The sequence below is a fragment of the Clostridium estertheticum genome, from assembly GCF_018861295.1.
Taxonomy (GTDB): domain Bacteria; phylum Bacillota; class Clostridia; order Clostridiales; family Clostridiaceae; genus Clostridium_AD; species Clostridium_AD estertheticum_D.
On sequence record NZ_JAHLDM010000016.1, the window covers coordinates 84,467 to 109,429 of the forward strand.

Genomic DNA, 24,963 nt, shown 5'->3' on the forward strand with positions numbered 1-24,963 from the left:
CATGCTAAACCATTTTGACAGAAATAGCTTGAAGATTTTCACACGGAAATTTATTAAATAGGAACAGGAGATTATAAAATGAAAATAAGTGATTTCATCTTTCAATACCATACTTATTCAATCACTGGTTGTGATGGTATATGTCGTGTTAGAACATTCCATAAAAACGAAGCGGAATTTAGTGTACTTTTAACCGATCTTGGATATAAAAATACTTCAGCATCAGTGACTAATTCTATTAAGAGTATTTGCAATTCTCTTATAGAAAAAGGAATGATACCTAAAGCATCTAGATTTATAGAACATTATGAGGCTGATTCTTTTCAAGAATCTTCATTTGACTTAATTTCATTTGATAGTAATGGCTTGCATAGCTGGTCTCAACTAAAACAGAAAGACGTTGAAGAGTTAACAGGTTGTAATGAAGAAGAATTCAAAATGCAGACTTTTAAAGATAGACGTTTGCTAAATGAAATTGAAAAATCTCGAAACAAAATTGATCCATACAGAGACTTTCCTTTAAGAGAACATCATGAAGTTATTAATCGGAGAATAGAGATTGAGTCAAAAAAAATTAGCAAGAAAAAAGTTATGGATGTAATAGAAGAAGGATCAAATGAGCAGGATATAGGACGAGTTTTGAAGAATGATTTATCTCTGTTTGCAGAGGTTTATGCACAACCGGATGAAGAATACATATGTTTTTCAGAATTCCCAGTTGATCAAGGATATGTTGATTACGTTGTATTTACAGGAAGGTCAAGAATGAATATTTTTCTTATAGAAGTAAAGGGCGCAGATTTCTATATATTAAATCAAAATAGTTATGAGCAGTTTTCAGCGAAGGTTGAACAGGCTGCTAGTCAGTTTAGAAGGAGGATGACATATATAAATAAGAATTATGAAACTTTTAAAAAGAAGGCACATGAGATTCGAGAAAAAGTTGAATCTGGACAGAGAATTTATAATTCACTCTTGGGGCCGAAGGGGTATTTATCTGTAGATCCGAAAAAAGAAATAAATATTTATGGGGTTTTAATATGTGGAAGAACAAGAGATGATTTAAAGGAAAGTGCAAAACGCCATGAATATGAAAATAGTCATAATCCGTCAATTAAGATTGAAACTTGGGAAACTTGGTTAAGAAAACTAAGAAGAATGTAGAATTAAATATCTAGCTGAGTGAATATATTTAAATTAAAAATTGCTTCATATTCGACAGTTCAATAATAAATACTAGCCTACCATTAATATTAACTAACATATGTAATATATGGTATTATATTATCATTGTGCAAGTGTATAAAAAGGGGGTAGGGAAATGTCGTTTGAAGATATAAAAACTCAGTATCAAAGGTTACAAAGACACTACAAATTTGCAATTACTGATAAAAATGAGGTATCTTTCCTAGATTTAGCTCATTGTTTACGGATATGGGCTGATATGAAAAAAGAAGTCGATTTAATCATTAAAGAAAAAAAGATTAATATCAAGTTCCCTAATAATGTAGTAACTAAAAATTTAAAGGATGCGCTTAAAGGTCATAAATACTATAGCATACCTTTATCTTCAGGGGGTGGATCTAATGAGGGTATCCAAATAACTGGAATGAGATATACATTCGAAGCATTAACTCCAGAAGAAATTATGAAACGGGCTAAATTAGGGCGACCACTCTCTAAAAATGTGGATTTAACATTTTCACAATGGTTAGGTTCTGAAGTTATTGAATTTAATGAGAATGGAAATGAACGGCTAGGTATATCAAGAGAAATGATTATAAGAAGAGTGGCCAATATGCTCGGAGCTAGCCATCCTAAAGGAATGGAAGAACCAAGTGAAGACGGAAATAGATTCGATACACATATTAGTTTTTTACATAGTATGTGTACTGGTGGGGTTCCATTGACTTATTGTCAACTAATTGAAATTGCAGATATAATAATAAAAAAGTTCAAAATAATTTTTAATTAAAGGTAAAAACTAAATAATAAATGGATGTACCGTATTATTCAGAATGGATTTTACGTCGTAATTCAAATAAAGTATAACTAAAATAAGACATGTCAATACTTCGAATGGGGTAATGACATGCTTTTTTAAATTACATGAAAAACAAATATATAACCTTCATTTTAAGCATATCAATAGGAGGATGTTAAAATGGAAAATGCAGACAAGATGAACATAGAAGAAATATGGAATTTAAAAACGGGAGCACATAACGATATATTTAATTATTTAAAATTAAAGGGATTGAATGAGGAGGAATTATTAAAATTTTTAGAGCTGTTAGCCCGATATTCTAATAGCTTCATTAGATTAAATTCTCTGCTTGTAATCCATGCAAATATATAACAAAAAGTTTTGTGCACCTTTCGTGCACCTTTTTGGCGTTTTGGGCATAAAAAAAGACTTTCAAGAAAACCTTGAAAGCCTTGTGGTGCCGGAGGCGGGAATCGAACCCGCACGGTATTGCTACCACTGGATTTTGAGTCCAGCGCGTCTGCCAGTTCCACCACTTCGGCATGCCTGACAAAAAATAGTTTACCATATATTTATGCACATTGCAATAGATATATGTATATTTAGTGTAAAATAAGTACAAATTAATATACAGTTCGTTACTTTTTGGGTATATATTTGTTATAATACAATAGAAACTGTTTTACCTATATTAAGGTAAGAGGCGATTTTAAGAAAGTCATCTTAATGTTATAACAAAAGGAATGTTAGTATTAAGAAGTTGATATTTTTATTTAGAACATATATTATAGAATGTTACATATAAATTTATAAACATAGTAGAAAGAAGGGATTTAAAATGTCTAAGGAAAGACTACTAATTTTAGATGGTCATAGTCTTATGTATAGAGCTTTTTATGCATTACCGGCCCTAACAAATTCGGATGGGATATACACTAATGCAGTTTATGGCTTTACAACTATGCTTTTAAAGATGAAAGAAGAGTTTGAGCCTGATTATATTGTCACAACATTTGATAGGAAGGCACCTACTTTTCGTCATGAGGAATATAAAGATTATAAGGCAGGTAGAAAAAGAATGCCTGATGAACTGCAAGGACAGTTTGCTATAGTTAGGGAACTTTTAGAGAAAATGGCTATAGATATATTTGAATTAGATGGGTTTGAAGCAGATGATTTAATAGGTACATTATCGGTGTTTGCAGAAGAACAAGGACTGGAAGTCTTTATAATAACAGGAGACAGAGATGCACTTCAGCTTGCAACAGATAATGTTAAGGTTGTAATAAATAAAAAAGGAATGTCTGAAAAAGAAATATATGATAGAGACCGTATAATTAACGAATTCGGAGTAACTCCAACAGAATTTATAGATGTAAAAGGTCTAATGGGAGATGCTTCTGATAATATACCAGGTGTTCCAGGAATCGGTGAAAAAACTGCATATAAACTTATCAAAGAATATAAGAGTATAGAAAATCTTCTTATGAATATTGATAAGGTTAGTGGTAAAAAGCTTGTTGAAAATTTAAACACCTATAGTGAACAGGCAATTTTCAGTAAAAAATTAGCCACCATTATTACTTGCGTGCCTATGGAAATGGATCTAAGTTCAATTAAATCGAAAGAAGATTATGATGTTCGCGCTGTAAAAGATTTATTTTATAAATTACAGTTTAAGTCATTAATAGACAGAATATCTGTAGATGATGACTCAGTTGAAGAAATATTTTCTGCAGATTATGTAGTAATAGATAATTTGCAAAAGTTTTCAGAGCTTACTTTGGAAATTAAGGATACCATTTATATAATTTTTGATATAGCGGATACAAATGTTTTTTCTAAAATGTGTCTTAATAACATATACATTAATTATAAAGAAAAAAATTATCTTATCAAGCTTGATGATTTATTTAAGGAAGATGAAGAAAAAACTATAAGTTATTTAAAAACTATACTTGAGAGTAATGATATTAAAAAAGTGAGCCATGCTGTAAAAAATGCATACACTGCACTTAATAAAAAGAAGATCAAATTACATGGAATACAATTTGATACAGAACTTGCGGCATATCTTCTAGACTCTGCAAAAAAAGAATATAGCCTAGAAACTCTTATGGATACTAATCTTAGAATTAGCATTAAGGGCGAAGGTCATGCAAAGGAAATTAATAAAGTTGCATTACTAAAAGGGCTTTATGAGATATTAGAGCCAAAAATTAAAGAGTATGAAATGGAAGAACTTCTATATAAGGTTGAGCAGCCATTAACAGAGGCTATATCATATATGGAGGCTGAAGGGTTTACAGTAGATAAAGCTAATTTAGAAGAGCTTGGAGTTAAATTTGCCGCAGATATAGCAAAACTTGAAAGCACTATTTTTGTTTTGGCAGGAGAAGAATTTAATATAAAATCTCCAAAACAATTAGGAAAAATATTATTTGAAAAATTAGATTTACCTGTTATAAAGAAGACAAAAACAGGATATTCAACTAATGCAGAGGTTTTGGATGCACTAGTAGATAAGCATCCTATTATTGCAGAAGTCACAAAGTACAGACAAGTAACAAAGATTTTTTCTACATATATTGAGGGGTTAAAACCAGTAATTGACACAGATTCTAGAATACATTCAAACTTTATGCAAACAGTCACTACAACAGGAAGATTATCAAGTACAGAACCTAATTTGCAAAATATACCTATAAGGCATGAGATGGGTAGAGCTATAAGGAAAGCATTTATACCACACAATGATAAGTGCGTTATATTATCTGCGGATTATTCACAGATAGAACTTCGAGTATTAGCACATATTGCTGCTGACGATAATCTAATTCAAGCGTTCATTGATCATAGTGATATTCATACTAAAACAGCATCTGAGGTATTTAATGTTCCAATGGATGAGGTTACTAAAGTTATGAGAAGTAATGCAAAAGCAGTAAATTTTGGAATAGTATATGGTATTGGTGAATTTAGCTTGGCAAATGATTTAAATATATCAAGGAAAGAAGCTAAAACATATATAGAAACTTATTTTGAAAGATATCCGAGTGTTAAGAAATACATGAAGGATATTGTTATCGCGGCTGAGGAAAATAATAGCGTAACTACAATTATGAATAGACGTAGATTTATACCTGAAATAAATTCAGCAAACAAAATGGTAAAAGCTGCTGGTATTAGGCTTGCTATGAATACGCCTATACAAGGAAGTGCAGCAGATATTATAAAACTTGCTATGGTTAATGTATTTGATAAATTAAAGGAAGAAGGATTGAAAAGTACTTTAATTCTACAAGTACATGATGAATTAATATTAAATGTATATAGAGATGAGCTAAAACAGGTTGAATTGTTGGTTAAGGATCAGATGGAAAATGTTATTAAACTTTTAGTTCCGCTAGAAGTAGAAATTAGCATTGGAGAAACCTGGTATGAGGCTAAGTAATTGAAACCTACGGGTTTGATGTAAGCCCAGGATGTTATGCATTCAATTTTTAGTTATAAAAAAGTGGGGGAGAAGATAATGCTAAAGGTTGGAATAACAGGTGGTATTGGCAGCGGAAAGAGTACAGTAACCAATATGTTAAAAGAGGATGAGTTTTCAATTATCGACGCAGATATTGTAGCTAGAGAGGTTTTTATAATATATCCCGAAATAATGGGTAGTATCAAAAGTGAATTTGGATATGATTTTTTTGACAGTGAAGGTAACCTTAATAGAAAAGAGTTTGGAAATTATATATTTAAAAGTGATACACGTAGAAAAAAACTTGAAAATATAATGATACCTTTTATAACAAAAGAAATACATCATAGAATAAAAATGTGTGAAGAAAATAACTGTAAGTTATGTTTTCTAGATGCACCTACTTTAATAGAGAACAATCTCCATACTTGTATGGACGTAACTATTTTAGTATGGGTATCTAGTGATGTTCAAATACAAAGGGTTATGCTTCGTGATGATTTAAATTTAGATGAAACAATGGATAGAATAAAAGCCCAAATGCCGATAGACGAAAAGAGGAAATTTGCAGATTTTATTATTGATAATGGAAGAAGTTTTGAAGACACAAAGTTGCAACTAGATTTAATTATTACACAGCTCGAAAGGTTAGATGTGAAGTTATGAAAATTTCAAGAATCATAAAATTATTAATATTAATTCTATTGGTTATTATAGTAATAAATATAAAAAGTATTTTTAAAAATTTTTACCCGATAAAGTATGAAAATAAAATAATTACATATTCAAAAAAGTATAATGTAGACCCTTATTTGGTTGCGGCTGTAATAAGAACAGAGAGCAAATTTGATGATAAAGCTGTTTCAAATACGGGAGCTTATGGACTTATGCAGATAATGCCTGATACTGCAATATGGATTGCTGGTAATATGAAATTAAAAGACTTCAATACGGAAAAATCTTTTGATCCCGAAATTAATATTGCTATGGGATGTTGGTATCTTGACGATTTAAACAGTGAATTTAATGGTGATTTAGAATTGGTACTTGCAGCTTATAATGGTGGACGTGGGAATGTTAAAAAGTGGCTTAAAAACAAGGAATATTCTAGTGATGGTAAAACACTTAAAAATATACCATTTGGAGAAACGGATAAGTATGTTAAAAAAGTAAAGATAAATTACCGCATTTATTCAAAATTGTATGCTAATGAGATTAAATAAAAGAAAATAAAAACTATTGACAATTTGTATAAAACTAATATATAATTAACCTTATAGTTATTAGATTAATAATTCTACATGACTATAAGGTTTGATTCTTTACATTAAAAAAATTTGCGACAGTGGCGGAATGGCAGACGCGCACGTTTAAGGGACGTGTGGGAGACCATACGGGTTCAAGTCCCGTCTGTTGCACCAAACTAAGTATTACAGTATCAGCACTTTGAAGGTGTTGGTACTTTTTTATTTCAAAAAATATTTAATGGGAGTAGATATGAATTTTAGAACAAATGAATTATAAAAAGAAATATGGAAAAACTAACATCTGAGAGAGGTGTTATTTATGAAAAATAAAAATAGTGGTCCTAATGAAAATCAACAGAAGGTAAATAAAAGTAAGGAAGAAAATCCTGTAATTATTAATGGAGATGCGAATATGAGAAAGCCTGTACGTGGATTAAGCAAATAGTGGCATAAAGAGGGTGTAATTGCACCCTCTTTATTTTTTTGTAAAACTAGTATCAAACTCTTATATTTGGCATAAATTATTAATGTATTAATAATATTGGAATGGGAGGGTAATTATGAAAATAGAGGACAGCAATAGTGAAGATATAGACATGATTGAAGAATATGACATGGTGCCATTACAATCTATGATGTATGGATATGACCAAATGAATATGATGTCAAATATGGGAATGCCCGTTGGATATATGCGGGATATGAATTCTAATATGGAAATGAACAAATATAGGGGAATAAATCCTTGGGTGGGTATGGGTCAATGTAATTATGCAAGGTCTATGAATGAATATAATCAATTGGGTAGAATGTATAGAAATGAAGCTATGGACGATTATGAGGAGGTGAATAAAAACAGAAGTTATATTGATAAGTATCAGGACCAACCGGATATACCTACTATGACGGCTTCACCTAGTCTCCAATATAATGAGGTAGATTCGATTGTAAAAAGAATTGAAAGATATAATCCTGCAATATTTAGGCGCTTGACTAGATACGGGAATCCTTATGTAGAAGCAAGAGAAATAGTTTCAAGAATTGTTAAAGTGTCCCTTATGTACAGAGATGAATAGAAAATAATATTTAATCAACATAAAAATAGAATTTATTTTCAGTACAACCCTATAAAATTTATAGGGTTATTTTAATTATATTTATTTTTTTATTCTAAAATAAGTTTTCAAATAATAATATTATAAATAAGTAATTATTAAGTTAGGGGATGTTAGAGTGAGATATACTAGATACAATTACAAAGCACCTAAGAAAAATAACAATTTTATAATTGTTATTACATTAATATTAATAGTTGCAATTGCTTTGGGCACTATTTTTGCAAAGCTATTACCTAATAATAGTAAAATAGCGAGTGCAGATAATAAAGTTACTAAAATAAGTTTGCAAAAGGATACAAAAACAAATAAAGTTAGTGTGGATAGTTCTAAAGATACATCTCAAAATGATATTAAAGAATATGTGGCATTACAATGTGGGGTTTTTACCAAAATGGAAAGCGCACTTGTACTCAAAAAGAGTCTAGCTGACTATGGTACACCATTTATCATTGTGGAAGATAAGTTAAATAAAGTGTTACTTGGTATATATCCTAAAAGTGGGGCTGAGAGCATCATTAAACAACTTACGGCAAAAAAAATAACTTATTCAAAAATCAATTTTCAGCTGGAAGGTAAGGATTTAACAAGCGCTCAAACTAATGAGATGATTAGTGCAGATATTGAAATATTAAATAGACTTTCGGAAAAAGATACTAAATCAGTTCAAACTGTAAAATTAAAAAAATGGATGACGACTTTAACTGGTGCAGATACGAAAAATAAAAATTATGTCTCAATGACAACGATAAAATCATACTTAACCGCCTTACCTGAAGTAGTAAACAAAGAAAAAACAGAGGACGGATATATATATATATATAAATTTATAAAGAAACTGATATAGATATAATTATAAATTTTTTCTGAATAATAATTTTATTCACTTGTGTATGAATTTATTAAATGTTAAAATGTATAAGATGTATAAGATATATAAGTAAGGTGGTGGGTACAATTTGAAGAGTTCAGAAAGAAAAAATCCATATTTTGTTTTTTTTATAATGATAGGAGCTATTTCTGGAAGCTTTATAGGTGAACTATTAGGAGACAACGTGGTTGCACTTAAATTTTTGAAGAGTACGTACACCATAGGGATGAGTAATCCTATGCTTATAGATTTTAAAGTATTCGCAGTAACTTTCGGTATAAATTTTAATATTAATATTATGACTATTATAGGCATTATTTTGGCAATAATATTATATAGAAAATATTAGGAGTGATGTAGTGGATATTATTTTAGCTTCTGCCTCGCCGCGTAGGGCTGAACTCCTAAAAAAAATAACTAGTAATTTTCAGATAATGGCAAGTGACTTTGAAGAGAGTGACATAATGTTTTCTGGGAATTGTGGGGAATATGTTATGACCTTAGCAAAAGGTAAGGCTATGGCTATTTGTAGTAGCGTGAAAAAACCAACTGCTATAATAGGTTGTGATACCGTTGTTTATTTTAAGGGTGAAGTGCTCGGAAAACCTAAAGATAGTTACGAGGCTTTCAAAATGCTTAGTAATCTAAGTAACAATACACATGAGGTATATACAGGAATTGCGGTAATAAATTCGCAAACTAAGGTGATTAATACTGAGTATGTGTGCACTAGAGTGAAATTTTCAAAGTTATCAATCAAACAAATAAACAAGTACATAGAAACAAAAGAACCGTTAGGTATGGCTGGAGCTTATGCTATACAAGGAGGAGCATCTTTATTCGTTAAAGAATTAAAGGGCTGTTACTATAGTGTTGTGGGGTTGCCAGTGAATAAATTATATTATATGTTAAGGGAAATGGGGGTCAATCTATAAAGGAGTTGTTTATGGGTATGACGTTCAAAATTATGGATTTGCCTCAAAATGAGAGACCAAGGGAAAAATTGCTAAAATACGGTGCTGAAACTTTATCCAACAATGAACTATTAGCTATAATACTTAGGGTAGGATCAAAAAATGAAAATATTATAAGTCTTTGTAGTAGAATAATTTCGCAGTGTGGTGGACTAAATGGACTTTTCGGTTCAAGTGCCGAGGAATTTATGAATTTAAAAGGTGTTGGAAATGCCAAAGCGACACAACTTTTAGCACTTGTAGAAATTTCCAAAAGATTTAGAAGCTATAAATCAGGGGAAGAATATAAAATTACATCACCAAAAGATGTTGCAGAATATCTTATGGAGGAAATGAGATACTTAAAAAAGGAATATCTTAAATTAGTTATGCTCAATACAAAGAATGTAATTATTAGCATAAAAGATATCTCAATTGGTAATTTGAATACTTCAATAGTTCATCCAAGAGAAGTTTTTTACGAAGCTATTAAAAATTGTAGTGCTTCCGTTGTTATTTGTCACAATCATCCGTCAGGGGACCCAACTCCTAGTAAGGAAGACATAAGTATTACTATAAGACTTAAGGAATGTGGTAAATTACTAGGAATAGAGCTACTTGATCATATAATTATTGGTAATGGGGTTTATACAAGTTTAAAAGAAAAAGGAATGCTTTAGATACGAAAGGAGAAATTATAATGGGAATATTCGGAACGTCTCGTGATATGGGAATAGATTTAGGAACAGCAAACACATTAGTTTACTTGAAGGGGAAAGGAATTGTTTTACGAGAACCTTCTGTTGTAGCTATAAATATAAATACTAATAAGGTTCTAGCCGTTGGTGAAGAAGCTAAACAAATGATAGGTAGAACTCCAGGTAATATAGTTGCAATTCGTCCTATGAAGGATGGAGTTATTGCAGATTTTGATATTACTGAAAAAATGCTTAGACACTTCATAAATAAAGTTAGTCCAAAAGGATTTACAAGTCCAAGAATTGTAGTTGGATATCCGTCTGGCGTAACTGAGGTTGAGAAAAGAGCAATAGAGGGAGCAACTAAAAGTGCAGGAGCACGGGATGCATATTTAATGGAAGAACCATTTGCAGCTGCTATTGGGGCTGGATTACCTGTAAATGAGCCAACTGGAAGTATGATAGTGGACATTGGAGGCGGAACTACAGAGGTTGCCATAATTTCACTCGGTGGAATTGTAACGTGTAAATCTTTAAGAGTTGCAGGTGATGAGTTCGATCAAGCTATAATAGCTTTTGTTAAAAAACAATATAGTCTTATGATAGGTGAGAGAACTTCAGAAAATATTAAAATGGAACTTGGATCAGTATACGAACAAGAAGACGATGATATGAGTATGGAGATAACAGGAAGAGATTTAATAACAGGACTTCCAAAAGTTATAGCAGTAACACAAAAAGAAGTAAGGGAAGCACTAAGTGAACCAGTTCAATCAATAATTGAAGCAATAATAACAACCCTTGAGAAAACCCCACCAGAACTTGCATCAGATATTATGGAAAAGGGAATTATGTTAACTGGCGGAGGAGCGCTTCTAAAAGGAATAGATGCACTTATCAACAGGGAAACACATATGCCTGTACACATAGCTGAAAATCCACTTGATTGTGTAGCTATTGGAGCAGGAAAAGCTCTCGATAATATAGATGTTATGAGTAAAAGAAGGTAAATATGAAATTTTTAAAAAACAAACTGGCAGTAGTTATTATATTACTGTCAGTTACCTTTTTATCACTAATAGGTTATAGTGTAAATCGAGAGAAAATGTCTTTTGTGGAAAATGGTGTTGGGGTAACAATAAATTCAGTACAGGGTGTATTTTTTAGTGGATTTTTTAAAATAAAAAATTCTTTTAAATTTATAACTAATATTTCAAATGTTAAAACAGAGAATGAAGAACTTAGAAAAACTAATAGTGAACTCCAAAGCAAAGCCCTAGAATATAATACTTCAATAAAAGAAAATGAAAGGTTAAGGAAAATGCTTAATTTTTCAAAAAAAAATGCGAAATATAGTTATATAGGTGCTGATATAAATGGATTATTGGGAAATAGTTTTTCGGATGGGTTTTCAATAAATAAGGGGGAAACGAGTGGCATAAAAAAAGGAATGGTCGCTATTACTGGAGATGGACTTGTAGGACAAGTTAAGTCTGTCAGCAATGATTGGTCGATAGTACAATGTCTATCTAATGAAAATATTGCAGTGGCAGGTATTGTTGATAGCACAAGAGATAATGGTATTGTAAAAGGATATACAGATGCAAATAATAAATCACTTGCACAAATACAGCATCTTTCTTTAGAGTCAAAAATAAAAAAAGGTAATGTAATATTAACTTCTGGACTTGGAGGAGCATATCCATCTGGAATAAGAATTGGAAGTGTTCTAAGTGTTCATGAAGATAAAGGTGCAGTAATGAAAGGGGCTATAATAAAACCATATGTCGATTTTTCAAAGATAGAAGAGGTTTTTATTGTGGTACCAACAAATACAAAAACTGGAGAAATAAAATATTAGGGGTTGTATTATGAAGAGGATATTAACAGTAGTATTTTTATGTATTCTATTTCTAATATTAGATAATACTTTAATGCCTTTACTTAAGATTAATGGTGCATATTCAAGCTTACTATTTACATTTGCACTGTGTTACTCTATTGTTAGTTCTCCAAGAGATGCAGTGATAATTGGGGTTTTCACTGGAGCACTTCAGGATGTGTATTTCTTAAATGTGATTGGAATCAATATGCTAAGCAATATGCTTATGTGTTTTGTTGCTGCAAAAATAGGTAAAAATATATTTATTGAAAAATCATTTTTTCCAATAATATCATCTTTTGTGTTAAGCGTAGTAAAGGGATTAATACTATTTTCTATCTTGTTTATTATAAAACAAGATGTATATATGAGAGTAATAATATATCAGGCAATATACAATTTAATAATTTCTATTTTTATGTATAAGTTTACGTATAAACTATCCCAAAAGGAATATATGAAGAAAGAGTGGGGATTTTAACTTATTATTAAAAGTTTGTAGAATGATTAGCAAATAAACTCTGACAAATTTGTTTGTTGGAGTTTATTTGGTTTTATAAGTAGGAATAATATATATATAAATATTAATATTAAAATTAAGCAGGAATTTACTTGTATTATGTTGAAATAATATGATAAGTTATGTAACAGTTTAATTATGGAGAAAAATAATTAATAATTGATTTAGGGACTTTTTATTTATTTTAGTGTCCCACACACCCCAGATGAGAGCTAGGAGGTTAAAATTATGGTTACAGATAAAATAGTTATTAAAGGAAATAAAGAAGGATTAAATGTAGTTATAAATATGAACCATTTTAGTGATTTTGATGATATGTTAGAGTCTTTAATTGATAAGCTTGCGCAGGGAAGAAAATTCTACAAAGGGAGCACACTAAAGATAACTACTGAGTTAAAATACATAAATGAGAGGGAAAGCAGAAAATTAAAGGAAATATTATTTGATGAATTTCTAATTAGTGATTGTATTTTTCAAAATCAAGAGGAACCTATTGGAAATGTGTTTACTGGCATATACGAGGGAAGAACTAAATTTTTAAGGAAAACAATAAGAAGTGGACAAAGTATAAATTATCCTGGTAATATAATTATAATTGGTGATGTAAATCCAGGAGCAGAAATATATGCAGCAGGAAATATAATTGTATTTGGTACATTAAGAGGAGTTGTTCATGCGGGTTCTAATGGTAATGATAAAGCCATAATTGCTGCGTTTAAGTTAGAACCTCAAATACTCCAGATTGGTGGTATTGTAACAAGGTCTCCTGAAGATGAAGTAAAACCTAAATATCCTGAGGTAGCAAAAATTAAAAATGGAAATATTATTGTAGAACCGTATTTACCTAATAAATATATTTAATGGAGGAGTTCACATGGGAGAATCTATAGTTATAACTTCGGGTAAGGGTGGCGTAGGTAAAACGACGACCACAGCAAATATAGGAACAGCTATCGCATCAATGGATAAGAAGGTTGTAGTAATTGATGGAGATACAGGACTTCGTAACCTTGATGTTTTGATGGGACTTGAAAATAGAGTGGTTTTTACATTAGTAGATGTTATAGAAAAAAGATGTAGATTAAAACAAGCCTTAATAAAAGATAAAAGATTTAATAATTTATTTTTATTGCCAACGGCTCAAACAAGGGACAAAAATGACATTAATATAAAAGATATGCTCATGGTTGTAAACGAGTTAAAGGAAGAGTTTGATTATGTTATTATAGATTGTCCTGCTGGAATTGAGCAAGGGTTTGAAAATGCTATAGTCGGAGCAGATAGAGCTATTATAGTTGTAAATCCAGAACTTACATCCGTTAGAGATGCAGATAGGGTAATAGGAAAATTAGATTCTAAAGGAATTGATAGACATGAGGTTATAATAAACAGGATGAATTATGAAATGACAAAAAATGGCGATATGTTGTCTGTAGATGATATTATAGAATGTCTTGCAATTAAATTAATTGGAGTTGTGCCAGACGATAGGAAAGTTACAATCTCCACTAATAAAGGGGAACCGATTGTTTTAGATGACAAGTCAATTGCTGGACTCGCTTTTAAAAACATAGCAAGGCGAATAATGGGTGAGGAAGTAACTTATGCCTCATTAAATGGATCATCAAGCGAGGCAGGATTTTTTGCTACTATAAAAAGAATGTTTAGAGCAATATAAGGGGGGATATAGATGAATATATTAAAAATATTTTCTAACAAGATTTTCTCGAAGGATATTGCAAGTGACAGATTAAAATTAATTTTAATACATGATAGAGCAGACATTTCACCTGATTTTTTAGAGATGATCAAAAGTGACATATTACAAGTGATTTCAAAATATGCTGAAATAGAAACTGGAGATATTGAGGTTAGATTAACAACAACTGATGAATATGAAGGAAATTCGCCAGCATTGATTGCTAATATACCAATAAAAAAAATAAAAAGGTAAAGTAGCTTAGCTATGTATAATTCTCAACTTATACATAGCTATTTTATTTTTATATGATATAATCATATTTGAGATGGAGGTAGTATAAATCATGAAATTTCTACAAAGCCTAAGACTTAATAAGAAACTTTTAAGAGAATTAGATTATGTTACAATTATAATTGCGATTTGTATCGTGACTTTTGGGTGTATAAACATTTATAGTGCTACAGTGAAAGCCTCTGGAGATTTTTTGATTAAAAAGCAAATAGTGTGGATGATAATTGGTCTTATTACAGTGTATTTTCTTTTAGTATTTGATTATATGGTAATAGAAAATTACGCAGTGATAATATATTGGGCAGGAATTGTACTTCTAATAATTGGTGATTTTGTTGGAAAAGTTAACCATGGTGCGAATTGTTGGATAAATTTTGGACCAATCAGTATACAACCTTCAGAATTTGCTAAAATTGGTATGATAATAATGATTGCTAAGAAGTTGGATGAATTTGAAGGGAAAATTAATGAACCTAAAAATTTATTAACTTTAATGTTTTATGCGGCAGTACCGATGATTTTAATTGTTATTCAACCGGATATGGGAATGACTATGGTTAGTTTTTTTATAGTACTCGGGATATTTTATTGTATAGGATTAAAGCGAAAAATAATAATTGGGGGACTAATTTCACTTTTACTGTTAATTGTAAGCGTATGGAATTCTCCAATTATGAAAACTTATTGGAAGGAAAGACTCACATCATTCTTGAGTACAAAGGGCACTGAAGCATCTTCTGGTTTTCAGCTTGCACAATCAAAACTTGCTATAGGCTCAGGAGGAATATTTGGGATGGGGTTCGGTAAGGGCGTGCAATTTAATTCTGTTCCAGAAAATCAGACGGATTTTATTTTCGCGGTTTTATGTGAAGAATGGGGATTTATTGGTGCATTAATACTACTATTGTTATATGGTATTCTTATATATAGATTAATTAAAATTGCAAAAGAGTCTAAAGATATTTTTGGAACTGTAATATGTGTGGGAGTTGTTTCAAATTTATTATTTTCAATATTTCAAAATATTGGAATGACCATGGGGCTTATGGCTATTACAGGAATAACGCTTCCGTTTATGAGTTATGGTGGAAGTTCACTCCTAACAAGTTTTATATCACTAGGATTAGTGCTTAATGTAGGTATGAGGAGAAATAAAATAAACTTTTGATGATATTTCAGCGCTATATGCGATGATTTAATATATTTTAGAAAATTATACTAGGGGGGAAAGATATGAGAATAGCATTAGTAGCACATGATAAAAAAAAGGAAGATATGATTGACTTTGCAAAACGATATAAGGATATTTTAGCTAAACATGAATTATATGGAACTGGTACAACCGGAAAATTAATAAATGAAGAAGTTGGTCTTCCTGTTACTAGATTTTTATCAGGACCACTTGGAGGCGACCAGCAAATAGGTGCTAAACTTGCACAGGGGGAAATGGATATGATAATTTTCCTTCGAGATCCACTAACACCTCAACCTCATGAGCCTGATATTTCAGCACTTCTTAGGTTATGCGATGTGCATTGCATTCCGCTTGCTACAAATTTAGGTACAGCTGAAGTTTTGATGAGAAGTTTAAAAGATCGTGAATATTAATAATAAATAATTGGGAGCGCTGCATTTATGCAGTGCTTTTCTTGTTTTAGATGATTAATATATCTTTTTTCTTATAATTTGTAATATAAATGCTGAAAATTAAATATATATAAAGAGTAAAAGATTGTATAAGGGGGAGCAAATGGGAAATTATAATACGCAGTACCAAAGCTATTATAATAATTTAGCTAGAAGGCAAAGAGGTACAAAAAAATTTCATAGTGAAAACTATAAACATAGCAGTGTATCAGAGTTATATATAAAGAGATTAACAAGGGAGTTAATTGGAGTGCTTACATTATTCATTATTGTTTTGCTTCTCAAGGTAGTTATTACACCAAAAACACAATTTGCATATAATTATTCTAAGGAAGCGATAAATAAGCAATATAATTATAGTGTATTACTTGAAAAAGTAAGGGACATTAAATTTAATGATGTAAAAACAATTACGATAAAGTTTTTAGATAAGGTTAAAAGCACGATACCTAAGGAAAATGGAATAAATAATAATATTGATTTTTAGTAAATGGAGTGATTTATAACATCTTTAGCAATTGCTTTGGGGGATTAATTGATAAAAATAAGTAAGTTATTTATACCGTATATTATTTTGCTAATAGTATTAGGATTTAAAGGGAAATTAGTAATATCTTTTGTTTTCGTATTCCTCCATGAGTTAATGCATTATTTAACTGCAAGAATTTTAGGGTTTTCTGGTTTTGATATAGAAATACTTCCTGTAGGGGCAGTACTTAAGCTTAAAGATTTAGATGAAGCAAATGCCAAAGAGGATTTAATAATTTCTTTATCAGGACCATTATTAAACTTATTACTTGCATTAATTTTTTATATTCTATTTATAATATTTAAAAGGCCTTATTTTGATTTGATTTGTAATAGCAATTTAGCAATAGGTATATTTAATCTTATACCAGCTTTCCCATTAGATGGGGGGAGGGTGCTTCGTGATATACTTAGTTTTAATAATATCTATAGAAGAGCTAATGAGATCACAATTAGGGTTAGCATGATTCTTGGAAGTATTTTTATGTTTATATATTTTGTAAGTGTATCTGCAAATAGGGGGAATTTTAATTTAGGCTTAATTTCAATATTTATTTTAATATCTTCAATTAAAGAGAAGGAAAGGATAGTATATTTGATTATGGGCTACATTATTAAGAAGAAATATAGATTTATAAAGCGAGGATATGTAGAGAATAGGAGTATATCTATTTTTTGTGAGAAAAGCTTATTATATGTTTTGGGAATAATTGATAAAAATAAATATAATTTGTTTACTGTGCTTGATGAAAATATGTGTGTAATCGAGACATTGTATGAGGAAGAAATAATCGAAGCAATAAAAACATATGGTAATATAAGTTTAAATGAATATATTGATATTAAAAAATTAAAACATATTTTATGACATATCTCGCATCACAATGATCAACCTATTATTAGGTTGGTTATTTTATTTTAAAGGTTGAAAATTTTTAGTTTTGAGATTTAAGACTCATGTGTTAAAATAAAATAATGTAATGTACGTAAATTGTTATTTACCGTAGATGAAAAAACGAGGAGTGGTTTCTATGAATAAAATTTCCGATGATATCTTGTTTAAGGTTGAAAAACCTGCTAGATATATAGGTGGAGAACTAAATTGTTGTTATAAAGATATAGATAAAATTGATATAAGATTTGCTTTTTGTTTCCCAGATGTATATGAAGTAGGTATGTCACATTTAGGAAGTAGAATACTTTATCATGTTTTGAATGAAAGAGTTGACACTTATTGTGAAAGAGCTTTTGCGCCTTGGCCAGATATGGAAAAACAAATGAGAGATAACAATATATCTTTGTACGCATTAGAGAGTAAGGATTCTTTAAAAGAGTTTGATTTTTTAGGATTTACGCTTCAATATGAGATGAGTTATACAAACATTCTCAATATGCTTGATATGTCAGGCATTACTATAAGAGCATCTAAGAGAGGTGACGATGAGCCTATAATTATGGCTGGTGGTCCATGTGCATATAACCCTGAACCATTATATGATATAGTGGATTTCTTTGAGCTTGGAGAAGGCGAAGAGATAATGAATGATGTATTAGATGTTTATAAAAACTACAAAGGCAAGAAGAAAGAATTTTTAAGAGAAATATCTAAAATAAGGGGAGTCTATGTGCCTTCATTATATGAGGTATCGTATAACGAAGATAACACAATTCGTGAATTTAAACCTAAATACGATGATGTTCCTAAAATGGTTAGAAAAAGATTCGTGCCAAACCTTGATGAAGTTGCCTTTCCAGAAAAAATGGTAGTGCCTTATGTTGAGATAGTACATGATAGAGTAATACTTGAGACATTTAGAGGATGCACTAATGGATGCAGATTTTGCCAAGCGGGTATGATATATAGACCTGTTAGAGAAAAAAGCACTGCGACCCTTGTAGATGCAGCAGATAAATTATTAAAAAGTACAGGTTATAGAGAAATATCTTTAAGCTCTTTAAGCATTTGTGATTATTCGGATATACGAAACCTTATAACAACACTTATAGAAAAATATAAAGAAGAGCATATTAGTGTATCTCTACCATCCATTAGAATAAATTCTTTTTCAGTAGACTTGATTAAGGAAATACAAAAGGTTAAAAAAACTGGTATAACTTTTGCACCAGAAGCAGGAACGCAGAGAATGAGAGATATTATAAATAAGGGTGTTACAGAAGAGCAAGTATTAGAAGCTGCTAGTAGTGTTTTTGCTTCAGGCTGGTCAACTATAAAACTTTACTTTATGGTGGGTCTTCCTTATGAGACATTAGAAGATGTTCGCGGCATTGCAGAGCTTGCGGATAAAGTTGCAGGGGAATACTTTAAAATCCCGAAAGAAACACGAAAAAGAGGATTAAGGGTTACTGCAAGTTCGGCTATATTTGTACCAAAACCATTTACTCCATTCCAATGGGCACCACAAAGTACAATGGAGGATGTAGCTGAGAAAATAAAAACGGTTAAGTACGCTATAAAAAGTAGGGCGGTTATTTATAATTATCATGAATCAATAGTTTCATACCTAGAAGCAGTAATAGCAAGGGGAGACAGACGAATTTGTGATGTTATAATAAAGGCATTTGAAAAGGGTGCAAAATTTGATGGTTGGGGCGAATATTTTGACTTTGAAATATGGAAGGAAGCACTGCAGGAATGCGGAGTCTCTGGAGATTTTTATGCTTATCGTGCGCGAAGTTATGATGAAGTACTTCCTTGGGATTTCATAGATATTGGTGTTAATAAAGAGTATTTAATAAATGAAAATGAAAAGGCTAAAAAAGTAGAATTAACTCAAAATTGTAAAGATGGCTGCACGCAGTGTGGGGTTAATGTTAACTTCAAAGAAGGGACGTGTTTTAACGGTGCGTTATTTAATCAAGTATAGTAAGGAAAGTGAGATTAAATTTGTTGCTCACTTAGATTTAATGAGAACTATTCAAAAGATAATTAAAAGATCAGAACTTCCAATTGGTTATTCAAAAGGCTTTAATCCTCACATGGCAGTATCTATCGCGCAACCATTGTCAGTAGGGGTACATTCAAATGGTGAATATATGGATGTAGTACTAGTTGACGAACTAGATGAAAACTATATTATGGATAAAATGAATGAGAACACACCACGTGGAATTAAAATTTTAGATGTTGTAAAAGTAATCCCAGTTGAGGGAACAAAGAAAAAGCAAGCAATGGCAATTATTGATGCAGCTAGATACACTATTAAATTTAAATGTACTAATATAGAAGGTATTAAAGAAAAAATGGATGATCTATGTGCTTTAGACGAATGGAATATTATTAAAACCAGCAAAAAAAGTGGAGAAAAATTGGTTAATATAAAACAATTTATTCATGAGTTCGATTATAACGTAGACAATTTTGTGATATGTATTAAAGCCCTTATTTCTTGTGGTAGCCGAGATAATTTATCTGCTAGTCTACTTTGTGAATATATGGAGCAAAACTTAGAGTTTATTAATAAAGAAACTTTTGTTGATATAACTCGCGAAGAAATGTATGCATATAAAGATGAAAAATTAGTCACTCTTAGCGAGTTTTTCTAAAATAGTAAAATAGGAGTGGGTCAAAATGAAAGAAATATATATTGAAAGACAAGAAGAAATACTTAGGATAGCAATAAAGGAAAACAACAAACTAAAGGAATGTTTTATAGAGGAAGAGAATAGTGGACCAGTTCCAGGAGAAATATATAAAGGTGTAGTAAAAAATATTGTTCCAGCAATTAAGTGTGCTTTTATAGATATTGGTCATAATAAAGATTGTTATATGTATCTTGATGAAAAGTTTCATAATACCAAGATAAAAAAAGGTGATGAACTTATAGTTGAAGTTTTAAAAGAGGCAATAGATAAAAAAGGGGCAAAAGTCACTAGTGCTTTTGGTATTCCTGGTACTTACTGCGTTGTTGTTAATATGAATAAAAATATTAGTTTTTCAAAAAAAATAAATAATAAAGATTTTGAGGCGTTGGTTGAGAGGTCATTAATTAAACCAAAGGATATTGGGGTAATGATTAGAACTAATGCTGCCCAGGTTGATATCAATACTTTAAATGATGAGGTTGAAGCTTTATATGAGATATATAAGAATGTTATTAAACGTTCTGAGTATTCAAGAAACCCTATTTTGTTATTTAGTGATGCAGGGGCTCTAAATAGAACACTGCGTGATATTTTAGATAAAAATACTTTTAAAATAGTATTGAATAATGAAAGTGATTTTGAGTATACAAAAAAAAATACGCAGACTAGATCTGACATTGATGTAAAGGTTGAACTTCATAATGAGAGTAGGATGTTATTCGATTATTATGGAATAGAAAAAGAAATACTAAGTCTACGAAATCACAGGATTACACTGAAATGTGGTGGAAATATTGTTATTGATAAAACTGAGGCAATGTATGTAATTGATATTAATTCAGGGAAAAATATAAAAAGTCGTTCACTTCAAAAGACTGCACAAACTACTAATATTGAGGCAGCAACAGAAATAGCAAGGCAGATAAGACTTCGAAATCTAAGTGGAATCATTATAATAGATTTTATTGATATTGAGGACCCAGATGTTAGAAAAAGCATATTAAGTGTTCTAAGAGATGGATTCGGCGACGACAAAAATAAGACGGTGATTTATCCATTTACAGAGCTTAACCTAGTCCAGATTGCAAGGAGGAGGCGAGGTAAGTCTATATATGAATTCATTGAGGAACCTTGCACGGTTTGCGGTGGAAAGAGTAGTAGGGTTAAATTAGCTTATATGCAATTTTTAATTAGAAATGAAATTTTTAAGATTAACAGTGAACAGGATTTAAAAGACATATATATTGAAATTGGTGAAGTTTATAAGAAAGATATCATGGACAATGTTTTAGAATTTGCAAGACAAATAGGGGCTATAGAAAATAAAATTTATGTCAATTTTATTCCTCATTTGGAAAAATTCAAAGTAGAATCGCTAATTTTTGCAAATCAAATAAGAAATTTGCAAACATATAAGATATATGGGTAAATATACTTTACAAACATGTTCGTATATGTTAAAATGTCCTTTGTAGACCGCACACGTAAGGTTGTAAACATACTTTATTATTAGGTATGTACCTGGGATGGCGAGACTGGATCAAGGAGGTGTATTTTATGTACGCAGTTGTAGTAACTGGTGGAAAACAATACAGAGTTCAAGAAGGAGACGTTTTATTCGTTGAAAAATTGAATGCTGAAGTTGAAACAACAATTGAGTTAAATGAAGTTCTTGCAGTAGGTAAGGAAGATGGTTTGGTAGTTGGAAAACCTGTAGTTGAAGGAGCTAAAGTTGTTGCTAAAGTATTAGCACAAGGAAAAGCTAAAAAGATTATAGTTTTCAAATTTAAGAGAAAGTTAGATTATAGAAAGAAACAAGGACATAGACAATCATATACTAAAATTCAAATCGAGAAGATAGAAGCTTAGTCATGGTTAAAGTTGGATTTGTTCGAAGTCTTGGTAAAATAGTTTCTTTTAAAATAAAAGGTCATGCAATGCCTAAAGAAAAACAGTTGGATGTTGATTTAATTTGTAGTGCTATTTCAGCAATTTCTCAAACTACTATTATTGGGATTGAGGAAGTTTTGAAAATTAAGGTAAAGTATGATATGGATGATGGATTTTTAAATTTAAATTTAGAAGGTCAAACTCTAGAAGATATTGAAAGATGTCAAGTTTTACTTGAAACAATGATACTTGGACTTAAAAGTGTAGAAATTACTTATGGTAAATATATAAAAGTGGAAATAGAGGAGGTGTAAGGCTATGTTAGTTATGAACCTACAATTATTTGCTCATAAAAAAGGAGTAGGTAGTACAAGAAATGGTAGAGACAGTGAATCTAAGAGACTTGGAGCTAAACGTGCAGACGGACAATTCGTTCTTGCAGGTAATATTTTAGTAAGACAAAGAGGAACAAAGATTCATCCAGGAAACAATGTTGGAATAGGTGGAGATGATACTCTTTTCGCTAAAATTAGTGGAATAGTAAAATTCGAAAGAATGGGAAAAATGAAGAAAAAAGCAAGCGTTTATCCTGTTGTTGAAGAAGAAATGTCTATTGCTGAATAATTTAAGGCACCCTTAAAGGGTGCTTTTTTAAAATTCTCTTTTGGAGAATATAAATTAATAAATTAGAGATACAATTTTACATAGAAAACAGAGATAGGTGGCAATATATAAATATAAGTTTAAAGATTTATAGATGCTATTTTGATAATAATAAAACTCTTATTAAAATTAAACAAGATAAAAAAATTGAAAATGCGCTAAGGTAAGGTGAAATATATGTTTATTGATACAGCCAGGATTTTTGTAAAATCAGGAAACGGTGGTAATGGAGCGGTTTCGTTTAGAACAGAGAAATATATACCTCTCGGTGGACCAGATGGTGGAGATGGTGGAGATGGTGGAGATGTAATATTTGTAGTTGATGCTAGTATGACTACATTATTAGATTTTTCATATGCAAGAAAGTTCGTAGCTAAAAATGGAGTAGGCGGTTCTGGCTCTAAGTGTTATGGAAAAGCTGGAGAAGATTTGTATGTTAAAGTTCCCATGGGTACTATTGTACGTGATATGGAAACAAACAAAATAATGTATGATTTAGCTCATGATGGTGAAACTTTTAGAGTTTGTAAAGCTGGACAAGGCGGAAAAGGTAACGTTAAATTTTGTACACCTACAAGGCAAGCTCCTAATTTTTCTGAACCAGGTATGCCAGGGGAAGAAAGATGGATTAAGCTTGAACTTAAGATTTTAGCTGATGTTGGTTTATTAGGTTTCCCAAATGTAGGAAAGTCAACGTTATTGTCAGTAGTATCAAAAGCAAGACCTAAGATTGCTAATTATCACTTTACAACTTTAAAACCAAATTTAGGAGTAGTAAGTGTTAAGGGTGCACAGCATTTTGTTATGGCAGATATTCCAGGAATAATTGAAGGTGCAGCTGAAGGCGTAGGTCTCGGAATAGGATTCTTAAGACATATTGAGAGAACTAGAATGCTTATCCATGTGGTTGATATTTCAGGTATCGAAGGTAGAGATCCTGTGGAGGACTTTATAAAAATAAATAACGAACTTAAAAAATATAGTGTTAAATTATGGGATAGACCTCAAATAATAGCTGCAAATAAAAGCGATTTACTTTTCGATGATGAAGTGTTTGAAAACTTTAAGAAAAGATTAAATGAATTAGGATATGACGATAGTAAAATATTTAAAATATCTGCAGCTACAAATGAAGGCGTAGAAGCTTTAATGAAAGAAGCAGCTAGAATATTATCTACTATTCCAGTTACGGAATTAGTAATAAATGATGAAGAAAAATTCGTAATAGAGGAAAAGAGATTTACGTACACTGTAGAGAAAGATTCTCAAGGGACCTTTGTTGTTGAAGGAACTTTTGTTGATAGATTACTAAGTGCAGTTAATATAAATGAGCCTGATTCTCTTAAATATTTCCATAAAGTTTTGAAGAATAAGGGAGTTTTTGATACTTTAGTTGAAAAAGGAATTAAAGACGGTGATTTAGTAAGATTACAAAACTTTGAATTTGAATATTTAGCATAAAAGATAATTATTATGATTTAAGAAGGCATGTAGGAGGATATTATGATTACAAGTAAGCAAAGAAGTTACTTAAGAACTTTTGGCAATAAATTGCAACCATTGTTTCAACTTGGAAAAGCTGGAATAGAACAAAATTTTTTAAAGCAAATAGAAGAGGCCTTAGAATCTAGAGAAATTATTAAAATTAAGGTTTTAAATAATAGTGGGTTAACTGCTAGAGAAGCTTCTGATATAATTTGCGAATCGATAGGTGCTGAGGCAGTTCAAAGTATTGGTAGCAAATGCGTATTGTACAAAAGGTCTATAAAAAAGCCTATAATAGAATTACCATAAAAGCATGTAATGTTACATGCTTTTTCTTCTATGCAAAGTTGAAAACTTTTTATTGTTTTAGTTAAATTGTCCTATTATAATATAAAGAAGGTGTTAC

General features: G+C 30.7%; 30 protein-coding genes and 2 tRNA genes. 31 read left to right on the forward strand and 1 reads right to left on the reverse strand.

Annotated elements, in window-relative coordinates:
* Positions 1 to 78: 78 nt before the first annotated feature.
* The 3 genes from KPL54_RS15795 (at position 79) to KPL54_RS15805 (ending at position 2,359) form a co-directional block, all read left to right on the forward strand.
* The gene (locus KPL54_RS15795; protein ID WP_216107466.1) at positions 79 to 1,164 is read left to right on the forward strand and encodes a Shedu immune nuclease family protein; all 1,086 of its coding nucleotides are present in this window, start codon (positions 79 to 81) and stop codon (positions 1,162 to 1,164) included.
* Between the two features lie 157 nt (positions 1,165 to 1,321).
* Positions 1,322 to 1,975 (forward strand): hypothetical protein, encoded by a 654-nt coding sequence (locus KPL54_RS15800; protein WP_216107467.1) that lies wholly within the window; start codon positions 1,322 to 1,324, stop codon positions 1,973 to 1,975.
* A 189-nt stretch (positions 1,976 to 2,164) separates the two neighbouring features.
* A complete protein-coding gene (locus KPL54_RS15805; protein ID WP_216107468.1) occupies positions 2,165 to 2,359 on the forward strand; it encodes a hypothetical protein in 195 nt (64 codons plus the stop codon).
* A gap of 83 nt (positions 2,360 to 2,442) precedes the next feature.
* Here KPL54_RS15805 and KPL54_RS15810 read toward each other — a convergent pair.
* Positions 2,443 to 2,529, reverse strand: a tRNA-Leu gene (locus KPL54_RS15810).
* 296 nt (positions 2,530 to 2,825) lie between these two features.
* On the opposite strand from KPL54_RS15810, the gene polA reads away from it, so the two are divergent.
* The 28 genes from polA (at position 2,826) to KPL54_RS15945 (ending at position 24,866) form a co-directional block, all read left to right on the forward strand.
* A complete protein-coding gene (gene polA / locus KPL54_RS15815; RefSeq protein ID WP_216107469.1) occupies positions 2,826 to 5,441 on the forward strand; it encodes a DNA polymerase I in 2,616 nt (871 codons plus the stop codon).
* Positions 5,442 to 5,519: 78 nt separating this feature from the next.
* Complete coding sequence (coaE, locus tag KPL54_RS15820; protein ID WP_216107470.1) at positions 5,520 to 6,128, forward strand: dephospho-CoA kinase; 609 nt, start codon at positions 5,520 to 5,522, stop codon at positions 6,126 to 6,128.
* Positions 6,125 to 6,685 carry a lytic transglycosylase domain-containing protein gene (locus KPL54_RS15825; protein WP_216107471.1) on the forward strand — a complete coding sequence of 187 codons (561 nt, stop codon included), beginning with the start codon at positions 6,125 to 6,127 and terminating at the stop codon, positions 6,683 to 6,685. The genes coaE and KPL54_RS15825 overlap by 4 nt, the downstream gene beginning before the upstream one ends.
* A gap of 116 nt (positions 6,686 to 6,801) precedes the next feature.
* Positions 6,802 to 6,883: transfer RNA gene (locus KPL54_RS15830), tRNA-Leu, on the forward strand.
* A gap of 145 nt (positions 6,884 to 7,028) precedes the next feature.
* Positions 7,029 to 7,154 carry a hypothetical protein gene (locus KPL54_RS26555; RefSeq protein WP_264174136.1) on the forward strand — a complete coding sequence of 42 codons (126 nt, stop codon included), beginning with the start codon at positions 7,029 to 7,031 and terminating at the stop codon, positions 7,152 to 7,154.
* Between the two features lie 115 nt (positions 7,155 to 7,269).
* The gene (locus KPL54_RS15835) at positions 7,270 to 7,785 is read left to right on the forward strand and encodes a hypothetical protein (protein WP_216107472.1); all 516 of its coding nucleotides are present in this window, start codon (positions 7,270 to 7,272) and stop codon (positions 7,783 to 7,785) included.
* A 157-nt stretch (positions 7,786 to 7,942) separates the two neighbouring features.
* The gene (locus tag KPL54_RS15840; protein WP_216107473.1) at positions 7,943 to 8,671 is read left to right on the forward strand and encodes a hypothetical protein; all 729 of its coding nucleotides are present in this window, start codon (positions 7,943 to 7,945) and stop codon (positions 8,669 to 8,671) included.
* A 112-nt stretch (positions 8,672 to 8,783) separates the two neighbouring features.
* Positions 8,784 to 9,044 carry a DUF4321 domain-containing protein gene (locus KPL54_RS15845; protein ID WP_375372998.1) on the forward strand — a complete coding sequence of 87 codons (261 nt, stop codon included), beginning with the start codon at positions 8,784 to 8,786 and terminating at the stop codon, positions 9,042 to 9,044.
* A gap of 10 nt (positions 9,045 to 9,054) precedes the next feature.
* Positions 9,055 to 9,630: a Maf-like protein gene (locus KPL54_RS15850; protein WP_216107474.1), complete on the forward strand. Its 576-nt coding sequence runs from the start codon at positions 9,055 to 9,057 to the stop codon at positions 9,628 to 9,630.
* An 11-nt stretch (positions 9,631 to 9,641) separates the two neighbouring features.
* Positions 9,642 to 10,328: a RadC family protein gene (gene radC / locus KPL54_RS15855; protein WP_216107475.1), complete on the forward strand. Its 687-nt coding sequence runs from the start codon at positions 9,642 to 9,644 to the stop codon at positions 10,326 to 10,328.
* Between the two features lie 20 nt (positions 10,329 to 10,348).
* Complete coding sequence (locus KPL54_RS15860; RefSeq protein WP_216107476.1) at positions 10,349 to 11,356, forward strand: rod shape-determining protein; 1,008 nt, start codon at positions 10,349 to 10,351, stop codon at positions 11,354 to 11,356.
* Between the two features lie 2 nt (positions 11,357 to 11,358).
* On the forward strand, positions 11,359 to 12,207 hold the full coding sequence (gene mreC, locus KPL54_RS15865) for a rod shape-determining protein MreC (protein ID WP_216107477.1): 849 nt from the start codon (positions 11,359 to 11,361) through the stop codon (positions 12,205 to 12,207).
* A 10-nt stretch (positions 12,208 to 12,217) separates the two neighbouring features.
* The gene (gene mreD / locus KPL54_RS15870; RefSeq protein WP_216107478.1) at positions 12,218 to 12,709 is read left to right on the forward strand and encodes a rod shape-determining protein MreD; all 492 of its coding nucleotides are present in this window, start codon (positions 12,218 to 12,220) and stop codon (positions 12,707 to 12,709) included.
* A gap of 267 nt (positions 12,710 to 12,976) precedes the next feature.
* Entirely contained in the window at positions 12,977 to 13,609 is a 633-nt protein-coding gene (minC, locus tag KPL54_RS15875; protein WP_071613640.1) for a septum site-determining protein MinC, read from the forward strand.
* 13 nt (positions 13,610 to 13,622) lie between these two features.
* The gene (gene minD / locus KPL54_RS15880; protein WP_216107479.1) at positions 13,623 to 14,426 is read left to right on the forward strand and encodes a septum site-determining protein MinD; all 804 of its coding nucleotides are present in this window, start codon (positions 13,623 to 13,625) and stop codon (positions 14,424 to 14,426) included.
* A gap of 12 nt (positions 14,427 to 14,438) precedes the next feature.
* Positions 14,439 to 14,702 (forward strand): cell division topological specificity factor MinE, encoded by a 264-nt coding sequence (minE, locus tag KPL54_RS15885; RefSeq protein WP_216107480.1) that lies wholly within the window; start codon positions 14,439 to 14,441, stop codon positions 14,700 to 14,702.
* Between the two features lie 91 nt (positions 14,703 to 14,793).
* A complete protein-coding gene (gene rodA, locus KPL54_RS15890; RefSeq protein WP_216107481.1) occupies positions 14,794 to 15,909 on the forward strand; it encodes a rod shape-determining protein RodA in 1,116 nt (371 codons plus the stop codon).
* Positions 15,910 to 15,974: 65 nt separating this feature from the next.
* A complete protein-coding gene (locus KPL54_RS15895; protein WP_071613636.1) occupies positions 15,975 to 16,349 on the forward strand; it encodes a methylglyoxal synthase in 375 nt (124 codons plus the stop codon).
* A gap of 142 nt (positions 16,350 to 16,491) precedes the next feature.
* Positions 16,492 to 16,875: a hypothetical protein gene (locus KPL54_RS15900; protein ID WP_216107482.1), complete on the forward strand. Its 384-nt coding sequence runs from the start codon at positions 16,492 to 16,494 to the stop codon at positions 16,873 to 16,875.
* A gap of 48 nt (positions 16,876 to 16,923) precedes the next feature.
* Entirely contained in the window at positions 16,924 to 17,784 is an 861-nt protein-coding gene (locus tag KPL54_RS15905) for a M50 family metallopeptidase (RefSeq protein ID WP_216107483.1), read from the forward strand.
* 163 nt (positions 17,785 to 17,947) lie between these two features.
* The gene (locus tag KPL54_RS15910; RefSeq protein WP_216107484.1) at positions 17,948 to 19,801 is read left to right on the forward strand and encodes a TIGR03960 family B12-binding radical SAM protein; all 1,854 of its coding nucleotides are present in this window, start codon (positions 17,948 to 17,950) and stop codon (positions 19,799 to 19,801) included.
* Complete coding sequence (locus KPL54_RS15915; RefSeq protein ID WP_216107485.1) at positions 19,746 to 20,480, forward strand: TIGR03936 family radical SAM-associated protein; 735 nt, start codon at positions 19,746 to 19,748, stop codon at positions 20,478 to 20,480. The genes KPL54_RS15910 and KPL54_RS15915 overlap by 56 nt, the downstream gene beginning before the upstream one ends.
* Before the next feature lie 25 nt (positions 20,481 to 20,505).
* The gene (locus tag KPL54_RS15920) at positions 20,506 to 21,948 is read left to right on the forward strand and encodes an Rne/Rng family ribonuclease (protein WP_216107486.1); all 1,443 of its coding nucleotides are present in this window, start codon (positions 20,506 to 20,508) and stop codon (positions 21,946 to 21,948) included.
* A 128-nt stretch (positions 21,949 to 22,076) separates the two neighbouring features.
* Positions 22,077 to 22,388, forward strand: coding sequence for a 50S ribosomal protein L21 (gene rplU, locus KPL54_RS15925; RefSeq protein WP_171296599.1), 312 nt, complete (start codon positions 22,077 to 22,079; stop codon positions 22,386 to 22,388).
* A gap of 2 nt (positions 22,389 to 22,390) precedes the next feature.
* Positions 22,391 to 22,723, forward strand: a complete 333-nt coding sequence (locus KPL54_RS15930) for a ribosomal-processing cysteine protease Prp (RefSeq protein ID WP_216107487.1) — start codon at positions 22,391 to 22,393, stop codon at positions 22,721 to 22,723.
* A gap of 4 nt (positions 22,724 to 22,727) precedes the next feature.
* Complete coding sequence (rpmA, locus tag KPL54_RS15935; RefSeq protein WP_216107488.1) at positions 22,728 to 23,033, forward strand: 50S ribosomal protein L27; 306 nt, start codon at positions 22,728 to 22,730, stop codon at positions 23,031 to 23,033.
* Between the two features lie 216 nt (positions 23,034 to 23,249).
* The gene (gene obgE, locus KPL54_RS15940) at positions 23,250 to 24,533 is read left to right on the forward strand and encodes a GTPase ObgE (RefSeq protein WP_216107489.1); all 1,284 of its coding nucleotides are present in this window, start codon (positions 23,250 to 23,252) and stop codon (positions 24,531 to 24,533) included.
* A 42-nt stretch (positions 24,534 to 24,575) separates the two neighbouring features.
* Entirely contained in the window at positions 24,576 to 24,866 is a 291-nt protein-coding gene (locus KPL54_RS15945) for a YhbY family RNA-binding protein (RefSeq protein ID WP_071613626.1), read from the forward strand.
* The last annotated feature ends 97 nt before the right edge of the window (positions 24,867 to 24,963 follow it).

Excerpts from the sequence above, each read along its gene's own strand:
- KPL54_RS15795 (WP_216107466.1), top strand. The coding sequence starts at position 79 with ATGAAAATAAGTGATTTCATCTTTCAATACCATACTTATTCAATCACT.
- KPL54_RS15800 (WP_216107467.1), top strand. The coding sequence starts at position 1,322 with ATGTCGTTTGAAGATATAAAAACTCAGTATCAAAGGTTACAAAGACAC.
- KPL54_RS15805 (WP_216107468.1), top strand. The coding sequence starts at position 2,165 with ATGGAAAATGCAGACAAGATGAACATAGAAGAAATATGGAATTTAAAA.
- polA (WP_216107469.1), top strand. The coding sequence starts at position 2,826 with ATGTCTAAGGAAAGACTACTAATTTTAGATGGTCATAGTCTTATGTAT.
- coaE (WP_216107470.1), top strand. The coding sequence starts at position 5,520 with ATGCTAAAGGTTGGAATAACAGGTGGTATTGGCAGCGGAAAGAGTACA.
- KPL54_RS15825 (WP_216107471.1), top strand. The coding sequence starts at position 6,125 with ATGAAAATTTCAAGAATCATAAAATTATTAATATTAATTCTATTGGTT.
- KPL54_RS26555 (WP_264174136.1), top strand. The coding sequence starts at position 7,029 with ATGAAAAATAAAAATAGTGGTCCTAATGAAAATCAACAGAAGGTAAAT.
- KPL54_RS15835 (WP_216107472.1), top strand. The coding sequence starts at position 7,270 with ATGAAAATAGAGGACAGCAATAGTGAAGATATAGACATGATTGAAGAA.
- radC (WP_216107475.1), top strand. The coding sequence starts at position 9,642 with ATGGGTATGACGTTCAAAATTATGGATTTGCCTCAAAATGAGAGACCA.
- KPL54_RS15860 (WP_216107476.1), top strand. The coding sequence starts at position 10,349 with ATGGGAATATTCGGAACGTCTCGTGATATGGGAATAGATTTAGGAACA.
- mreC (WP_216107477.1), top strand. The coding sequence starts at position 11,359 with ATGAAATTTTTAAAAAACAAACTGGCAGTAGTTATTATATTACTGTCA.
- mreD (WP_216107478.1), top strand. The coding sequence starts at position 12,218 with ATGAAGAGGATATTAACAGTAGTATTTTTATGTATTCTATTTCTAATA.
- minC (WP_071613640.1), top strand. The coding sequence starts at position 12,977 with ATGGTTACAGATAAAATAGTTATTAAAGGAAATAAAGAAGGATTAAAT.
- minD (WP_216107479.1), top strand. The coding sequence starts at position 13,623 with ATGGGAGAATCTATAGTTATAACTTCGGGTAAGGGTGGCGTAGGTAAA.
- minE (WP_216107480.1), top strand. The coding sequence starts at position 14,439 with ATGAATATATTAAAAATATTTTCTAACAAGATTTTCTCGAAGGATATT.
- rodA (WP_216107481.1), top strand. The coding sequence starts at position 14,794 with ATGAAATTTCTACAAAGCCTAAGACTTAATAAGAAACTTTTAAGAGAA.
- KPL54_RS15895 (WP_071613636.1), top strand. The coding sequence starts at position 15,975 with ATGAGAATAGCATTAGTAGCACATGATAAAAAAAAGGAAGATATGATT.
- KPL54_RS15900 (WP_216107482.1), top strand. The coding sequence starts at position 16,492 with ATGGGAAATTATAATACGCAGTACCAAAGCTATTATAATAATTTAGCT.
- KPL54_RS15910 (WP_216107484.1), top strand. The coding sequence starts at position 17,948 with ATGAATAAAATTTCCGATGATATCTTGTTTAAGGTTGAAAAACCTGCT.
- KPL54_RS15915 (WP_216107485.1), top strand. The coding sequence starts at position 19,746 with ATGTTAACTTCAAAGAAGGGACGTGTTTTAACGGTGCGTTATTTAATC.
- KPL54_RS15920 (WP_216107486.1), top strand. The coding sequence starts at position 20,506 with ATGAAAGAAATATATATTGAAAGACAAGAAGAAATACTTAGGATAGCA.
- rplU (WP_171296599.1), top strand. The coding sequence starts at position 22,077 with ATGTACGCAGTTGTAGTAACTGGTGGAAAACAATACAGAGTTCAAGAA.
- KPL54_RS15930 (WP_216107487.1), top strand. The coding sequence starts at position 22,391 with ATGGTTAAAGTTGGATTTGTTCGAAGTCTTGGTAAAATAGTTTCTTTT.
- rpmA (WP_216107488.1), top strand. The coding sequence starts at position 22,728 with ATGTTAGTTATGAACCTACAATTATTTGCTCATAAAAAAGGAGTAGGT.
- obgE (WP_216107489.1), top strand. The coding sequence starts at position 23,250 with ATGTTTATTGATACAGCCAGGATTTTTGTAAAATCAGGAAACGGTGGT.
- KPL54_RS15945 (WP_071613626.1), top strand. The coding sequence starts at position 24,576 with ATGATTACAAGTAAGCAAAGAAGTTACTTAAGAACTTTTGGCAATAAA.